Here is a 7,661-nt window from a genome sequence, read left to right as displayed (position 1 = left end):
AAATAGAAAGGTAATCCCGACTGCATCTAGCGCAGCGGTAACGCGATCGGGGGGAGCTGAGAGCTTGACGCCCAGAGCCTCCAATACGTCCGCAGAACCGACGCGACTCGATGCCGACCTACTTCCATGTTTGGCGACTTTTACCCCGGCTGCTGCGGCTACAAACGCCGCTGCGGTGGAGATATTAAATGTCGCGGCTCCATCGCCGCCCGTTCCACAAGTATCGATGACGGGAGTGGGATGCTCGATCGATCGAGCTTGCAACACCTGTGCCATTCCCGCTAACTCGGCCGCGGTAATTTTTTTGGCTTCCAGTGCCGTTAAAATTGCCCCAGATAGCACTGGAGAAATCTCATCTTGTAACCAGCCCTGCATCAGCCTAGTGGCTTGTTGCTGGCTGAGTGATTGCTTGTCTAGCAGTTGCTGGAGTATTAATGACCAAGCGATTGGAGTGGTGGGGTTAGGAGAGATGCTCATGAGCCGCGCGATCTGGATAAGTACTGAATCTTATCATTTCCACTCGCTCTTCTTACCAATCGATGTCCGATCGCGCATTACGGAATCAGAGGGTGTCTGAAAAGTCCCAGATTTGGTAGCCTAGCGATTGAAATCGCGGCTACTGTACAAAACCTGCCTACGCAGGTTGCAGAAAACTTCGGTCTTTTGCCACGATCGCGGCGGTTTTAGACGTTAGCAACATTTCAGACACACTCTGAGAACCGAACACTTAGAAGTAGTTTTGGTGTAAACGTAGCGAACTAGACATCGAATGGCTACGACGTTCGATGTCAGCGTAAAATAAGACTCAAACAATACGTCATAATTTAATTATTTACTCCCAAGTGAAAGGATAGGAGTGCCCATACCAGATTCGGACTCATAGCTCTCATTTAAATTGGTAACTGCATTATGAAGAGAATTCCCTTATATTTACAGATTGTTATTGCTTTAATTATTGCTGTCATCGTTGGTGTGCTTTTGGGAGCGGGCAAGCCGATTTTATCAAAAGATATTATCGAACATTTGGCATTACCAAGTACTTTGATTCTTAAAGCACTCCGCACGTTAGCAACACCACTGATTTTCCTGGCGATTATTCATACATTTCTGACAGCCGAGATTCCGAGTAATTCTGGACGAAAGTTATCGATTTTGTTAGTCACTAATACACTCGTCGCGATCGGCATCGGGTTGCTAGTTGCTAATGGCTTGCGTCCGGGAGCGGGGGGACAATCTTTAGCCACTTCGTCAACTACCCAGAGTACCGTCAAACAACTCGATCCGTGGGGGTTGATTGCCGATATTATTCCCGATTCGATTCTGAAACCATTAGTAGATAATAATGTTATTTCCCTGATTTTCGTAGCCTTATCTTTTGCGATTATCCTCAGAGCGATTAAAACCGAACAAATCAAAAATAATCGGCAAGAATACCTATCGATAGAGCAAGGAGTCGGGATCTTATTTGAGGCAGTAATTGGGATTTTGCATTGGGTAATTGCCTTAGTGCCGATCGCTGTATTTGGGATTGTTGCTAAAACAATTGCCATTCAAGGATTTGCTCCATTTAAAGCATTAGGCTCATTTGTCGTAGCTGTCATCATCGCACTATTATTACAAGCAGCCTATTATCTCACCAGAGTCAAACTAGGCTCCTGGGTATCGCCAGTCCAATTTTTGACGGGTGGCTCAGATGCTTTGATTACAGCTTTTTCGACTGCATCTTCGACAGCGACAATGCCAATTACCTTCAACGCCTTGATCGAAAAAGTTGGCTTGCGCGAGTCGTCTGCATCTCTAGGTGCGCTAGTCGGGAGTAACTTTAATAACGATGGGACTGCGCTCTATGAGGCGATGTCAGCCCTATTTATCTCTCAAGTACTGGGACAAAACCTCACATTGGTACAACAAGTAATGGTGATGCTCACTTCCATTGTGGCATCTGTGGGGGCAGCAGGCATCCCCGAAGCGGGTTTGGTGACGATGACACTGGTATTTACCTCCGTGGGATTGCCGACAGAGTACATTGCCATTCTAATTACGGTAGACTGGTTTCTCGATCGCTGTCGAACGGCGATTAATGTAATGGGTGATATGACTGTTAGTGCTATTATCGACGGCAAACAGCAAAAATTTCCCGATGAAACGATTGCGATCGTCCCAATTGAATAACTAATATGAGTATCGAACAAACAGGCTGGTTTAAAGTTGCCTTTAGAGTTCAAGGATCGGTTATTCCGACGATTTTTGGTCGCGTTTTATTGTGCGGTGCTTTTGGCTTATTTATTTCAGTGCTATCTTTTTATAAAATTCAAGTTGCTGGTAAAGCTTTAGGGGGGATAATTCCGAGTATTGTATTGGGTTTACTGCTAGTATTTCGGACGAATACTGCCTATGAAAGATTTTGGGAAGGTCGTAAAGCTTGGGGAAGTATTGTCAATAATACTCGAAATCTCTCGCGATCGATCTGGGTCGCGATCGCCGAACTCGATCTCACTCATCGCATCGAAAAAGAGCGTGTCTTAAAGCTATTAGTTGCCTTCGCCGTGGCAACTAAATTACATTTACGCTCTCAACAGGTGGACGAGCGGCTAGAAAAGCTGGTTTCTGCATCGCAATTTACCAAGCTTCAGTCGGCGAATAACCCACCACTAGAAATCGCATTTTGGATTAGTGACTATCTTCAAGCAAAGCAGGAACAGGGGCAGCTCGATCTATTTCAAATGAATGAATTGCAAAAAATATTAAATAGCCTAGTCGATATGCTTGGTGCCTGCGAACGAATTCTCCGCACGCCGATGCCATTAGCTTATGCAATTCATCTCAAACAATTGCTGATGCTCTACTGTCTATTATTACCTTTTCAAATTGTTGAAGAACTGATGTGGTGGACGGCACCAGCGATCGCACTAGTTAGTTTTACACTATTTGGGATTGAAGCAATCGGCGTTGAGATTGAAAATCCCTTTGGTACCGATCCTAACGATCTACCACTCGATAACATTTGCACGACGATCGAACGCAATATCGAGGATCTAATCAGTATCGAACCCCATTATCGGCGATCGAGTATGTATGGAATTAGTGCGGGGGAGCAGTTAAATTAACGTCAGTTTGGGATAATGAAGAGCCTAGAGACTGGCAGTCTCGGCACATGAAGCGCAGTCCGCCTCTGTCTCCCGACGGTTTGCGGATGGAATCGCGCTGAGGTGTGTCCTTCGTGAATAGCGTTCCACCAAGCAGAAGAATCAAACCCAACACCCCTAACCAAAGTCTCTTTCATCTATCGAGCGACATTTATGTCAGCTCAGATGCTCTTTTAGAGAATCGAGTTATAAACTAGTAAGTGAACCGATAAAAGTAGCCTAGATGACCGATCGCAATAATTTTGACTGGAAACAAATATTAGCTGTTAGCTTTGTAGTTATTTTAGCGATTATCGGGTTTAATTCGTTTGTAGTTATCAATCCCGGTCAAGCTGGCGTAGTCAGCGTCTTGGGTAAAGCGGCTGATGGCGTGCTATTAGAAGGCGTTCACTTCAAACCGCCGCTGGCTGGTAAGGTGGATATCTACGATATTACCGTCCAGAAATTTGAAGTTCCCGCCCAGAGTTCTACTAAAGATTTGCAAGATCTTACCGCTAGTTTTGCCATCAATTTCCGCCTCGATCCGCTCCAAGTCGTCAATATTCGCCGGACTCAAGGCACCCTCGAAAATATTGTCTCGAAAATTATTGCCCCCCAAACCCAAGAATCTTTTAAAATTGCTGCTGCTCGGCGGACAGTCGAAGAAGCAATTACTAAACGCGACGAACTCAAGCAAGATTTCGATCTTGCCCTCGGCAATCGCTTGGAAAAATATGGGATTATCGTCCTCGATACGAGCGTTGTGGATTTAGATTTTTCGCCCGAATTTTCTAAAGCGGTAGAAGAGAAACAAATTGCCGAACAACGCGCTCAAAGAGCGGTCTATGTGGCGCAAGAAGCCGAGCAAGAAGCCGAAGCCACTATCAACAGAGCCAAGGGTCAAGCCGAAGCCCAGCGCTTATTACGGGAAACTCTTACCGCCGAACTATTACAAAAACAAGCGATCGATAAATGGGATGGTAAATTCCCGCAAGTAATGGGCGGAAATGGGGCGCTACCATTCATCAATATCGAACCTAACAAGATGAATTGAGAATTGAGAATTGAGAATTGAGAATTGAGAATTGAGAATTGAGAATTGAGAATTGCGGATGCAAACACGCGGAGGTTCCCTCCGCATGTGTTGCACCAAGCAGCGGATGCTAAGCTGTGCCGACGATCGCGAGTAGATTCGATGACAGTCTTTATACAATTTAAATAGGATGAATAACAGCAGATCCATATTGACTCGATCGCTACTTTATAGTGAAGTTACCGCCTTTTTAAAACTAGCTATGCCCCTAGCAGGCGTCCAACTATCTCAAGCCGCGATCGGCTTTGTCGATACATTAATGATGGGTCGGATCGGGCTAGAAACCCTCGCTGCGGGTGGATTAGCGGCACTAACTTTCAGCGTATTTCTGTATACGTCATCGGGGATGCTCATGGGTGTCAGTCCGATCGTTGCTACTGCTTACGGCGCTGGCAATAAACCCGAGATCGAGCGGGTAGTTCAGCAAGGCTGTTTGCTCGCGCTCTGTATTGCTATACCGATCTCATTTGGTATTGCCAACTTTGATGTCTTGATGCGGCAGTTAGGACAGGCTGAGACGACGGTAGTTTTGGGCAATACTTATCTCGATATTATGGTGTGGGGCTTTTTTCCCGCTTTGGGTTTTGCCCTGCTGCGTAGCGTTGTCGCAGCAATGTCTCACACTCGCATCATCATGGCGATCGCGATCGGTGGGACGATAATTAATATCATCGGTGACTATGTTTTAGGTTTTGGTAAATTTGGATTTCCCCAATTGGGCATCGCTGGTTTAGCATTAGCTAGTATCTTGGCCATCTGGGTGATGTTTTTAGCTCTAGTCGGCTATATCCTCACCCAAAAAGAACTCAAAACCTATCAATTTTTCCGTCAAATTTATCGAGTAGACCGCCAAACGATCGCATCATTATTGCGGGTAGGCATCCCAATTGGCGTTGCCACTGCTTTAGAAATCGGACTATTTGCGATCGTTACCTATTTGATGGGTTCGCTTGGTACTGAAGTGTTAGCAGCGCATCAAATCGTCCTGCAAACGATCGCCATTACTTTTATGGTGCCATTGGCAATGTCTTATGCCGCTACTATTCGAGTGGGACAAGAGATCGGACAAAATGGATTAATCGGCGCGACTCGGGCTGGTTATATCGGCGCTGCGATCGGGTTAGGATTTATGATATTGATGGCAGCAATTTTACTCATATTTCCCCGTCAAATTATCGGAATCTTTATCGATATTAGCGATCCTCGCAATACAAATGTCGTCACTTTAGCCACCGGATTGATGACCATCGCTGCCATTTCTCAGATTTTAGATGGCCCTCAGAAAATTATTATGGGTGCCCTCTATGGGCTACAAGATACCCGGATTCCGATGATCCTGAGTTTCTTAGCCTTTTGGGGTATTGGTTTAGCGAGTGGCTACTGGTTGGGCTTTCATACCTCTCTAGGTGGCAATGGCTTGTGGATCGGGCAATCGATCGGAATTGCCATTTCTGCTGTGATGTTTTTCTGGCGTTTTCATCACTTAGTTCGTGTCAAATAATTTGACTACTTACCTGGTTCAATAATCCTAGAACTCAAATAGTCATTCGTTATTTAGTTACTGCGCGTCACCACTAACGCATTTACCGATTGACTTTTAGCAGATGCACTTGGTTGTTTATACATCCATAGTTTCACGGATTTTTTATCCGGTGCGATACAGGCATAAAATCCCAATCGACTAGTTACAATTGGTGCAGCATCGCTATAACTACTCTCACAAGAGATTTTCGCCTGTGCTGAAGCTACATTACTAATGCGATCGACTAACACTTCGTTATAATATTTTACTGGAGCACCAGGAAGCAGTTGGGTGACATCATTACCTTTGCCATCACTATAGTTACCATTTTGCTTGAGAGTCGGCCCCCAGCGATAAATTACCCTAGATCCAGCCCAAACGCTACGATTAGGTGGCTCTGCTAAATAGTACACAATTGGATCGGTTAGGCCACTATTTAAAGCTGGATATAAAACTAGAATTGGTTGAGGAAGATCGATTCCTGATGCCTCGCGAAAGTGATTATTAGTTGTTAGCGACGAAATACTGTCGGTCTTAATTTCCCTAGACATTTTGATTTCGTCAGTCATAAATGCCAGCGCTTGTTCGAGTTCGAGTCGATCTGCCGTTTCGATTTGACTGCGCTGATTGGCCTTCATTATTGCATATAATCCGCTACCTGCTAAACTAATAACTAGCCCGGTAATCGAGATCGCGACTAATAATTCAACTAATGTAAATCCCTTTTGAGTTTTCGCTCTACTTAAAACTACCCAACATTTAAATCTGTTCATAAGATTATCCTTCTACGCGCTGCCAAGAACTAATTGGACTGAGTTGTGATGGTTGTGCAGGTTTTGCAATACCAAAATCAGCCCAGTCACCCATCTGGATAATCGGTAAATTATTTGGACTAGTCATCGAATCCCAACTGTTGACCCAAACTGCACCAGTAATATTTTTACTGGGATTGGCAGGAGCTGCACTGATACTTTTAACATTGGCGAATGGCGCGTGGATAAATGCGGTAATTGAGGCAGTATCTTTAATGGTTAATAAAAGTGTTTGGGGGCTACCATAGATCCGGAGATTGGGATGATTGGAGTTGACATTTGCAGTTTGACTGCCAGCTAAATCTATATTACCTTTTAGATACAAGTTGACCTTTTGACCGGGGGCGACATTTAGCTCGATCCGATCGGGATCTTGTAACTTAATTGAGTGGTTAGAAGTAAAATTATCGATATCTACTAAGTAATGATATTCATTGTTAGCATCGTGCAGATCGCCCGGTCGCGGAAACTTAATCGAACTAGTAACTGCAGATATTGAAATTGCGGTATTCGGCGCAGTTTTGGCTGGAGGAATGGGGATGAAAGGATCGGCGATAATTTCACCGCCGGGTATACCGCCGACTATGGCAATATTGCTAGAGCCGATGCCTACGATCCCGTCAGCATCGACAGCAGGTAATTGTGGACAAGTAACGCCTCGAACTTGTCCCGTAATTTTATGGCTAGAATGGAGATCGAAGGTATTTGCCCATAATGCTGGTGGAGCAATTTTTGCTGACTCACTCCCGACTGGTATTTTAGCCAGCAGGGTATTTTTAGCAATATTTTGAGAGTTATTATAGCGACTAATTTCACCAGCTATCGTTAATTTTCCAATGCCGTTTTGATATTGATAGTCAACTATTTTGTATCTACCTTTGCGCGGATCGCTCGGATCTAAGTCGATCCAGTTGTGATTTTTGAATAGGTCAGTTTGAGTAGTTGCAGAAGTTAGATTGATTAAGTGACAACCTGTTTGAACTGATGGCAACACCGCAATGGTATTCGACCAGAGTGACAAGTCTTTAGTTGCTAGAAATCGATGCCGATCGAGAAATGATTGAAATCGGGCTATACCAGCTTCAGATACACTTAATGCTCGATCGATC

6 protein-coding genes and 1 pseudogene are annotated in these 7,661 nt (G+C 44.6%); 4 read left to right on the top strand and 3 right to left on the bottom strand.

Annotated elements, in window-relative coordinates; genetic code table 11:
* Positions 1–477, bottom strand: a pseudogene (locus RMO52_RS14115) (anthranilate phosphoribosyltransferase); the annotation flags it as partial.
* Positions 478–909: 432 nt separating this feature from the next.
* On the opposite strand from RMO52_RS14115, the gene RMO52_RS14110 reads away from it, so the two are divergent.
* The 4 genes from RMO52_RS14110 to RMO52_RS14095 all read left to right on the top strand — a co-directional run bounded on the left by RMO52_RS14110 (position 910) and on the right by RMO52_RS14095 (position 5,719).
* Positions 910–2,172 (top strand): dicarboxylate/amino acid:cation symporter, encoded by a 1,263-nt coding sequence (locus RMO52_RS14110; protein ID WP_310415291.1) that lies wholly within the window; start codon positions 910–912, stop codon positions 2,170–2,172.
* Between the two features lie 5 nt (positions 2,173–2,177).
* Entirely contained in the window at positions 2,178–3,107 is a 930-nt protein-coding gene (locus RMO52_RS14105; protein ID WP_310415287.1) for a bestrophin family ion channel, read from the top strand.
* 262 nt (positions 3,108–3,369) lie between these two features.
* Complete coding sequence (locus RMO52_RS14100; protein ID WP_310415284.1) at positions 3,370–4,179, top strand: prohibitin family protein; 810 nt, start codon at positions 3,370–3,372, stop codon at positions 4,177–4,179.
* A gap of 169 nt (positions 4,180–4,348) precedes the next feature.
* Positions 4,349–5,719, top strand: coding sequence for an MATE family efflux transporter (locus RMO52_RS14095; RefSeq protein WP_310415281.1), 1,371 nt, complete (start codon positions 4,349–4,351; stop codon positions 5,717–5,719).
* Between the two features lie 53 nt (positions 5,720–5,772).
* On the opposite strand, the gene RMO52_RS14090 is transcribed toward RMO52_RS14095, so the two are convergent.
* Together RMO52_RS14090 and RMO52_RS14085 are read right to left on the bottom strand one after the other, a co-directional pair.
* A complete protein-coding gene (locus RMO52_RS14090) occupies positions 5,773–6,513 on the bottom strand; it encodes a prepilin-type N-terminal cleavage/methylation domain-containing protein (RefSeq protein WP_310415278.1) in 741 nt (246 codons plus the stop codon).
* Positions 6,514–6,517: 4 nt separating this feature from the next.
* A partial coding sequence (locus RMO52_RS14085; RefSeq protein ID WP_310415276.1) for a hypothetical protein occupies positions 6,518–7,661 on the bottom strand: 1,144 nt, incomplete at its 5' end.

This window comes from Chamaesiphon sp. OTE_8_metabat_110, assembly GCF_031382685.1.
GTDB lineage: Bacteria > Cyanobacteriota > Cyanobacteriia > Cyanobacteriales > Chamaesiphonaceae > Chamaesiphon.
Note: the sequence above shows the minus strand (reverse complement) of the source record. Positions and strands in the feature narration are given on the sequence as shown.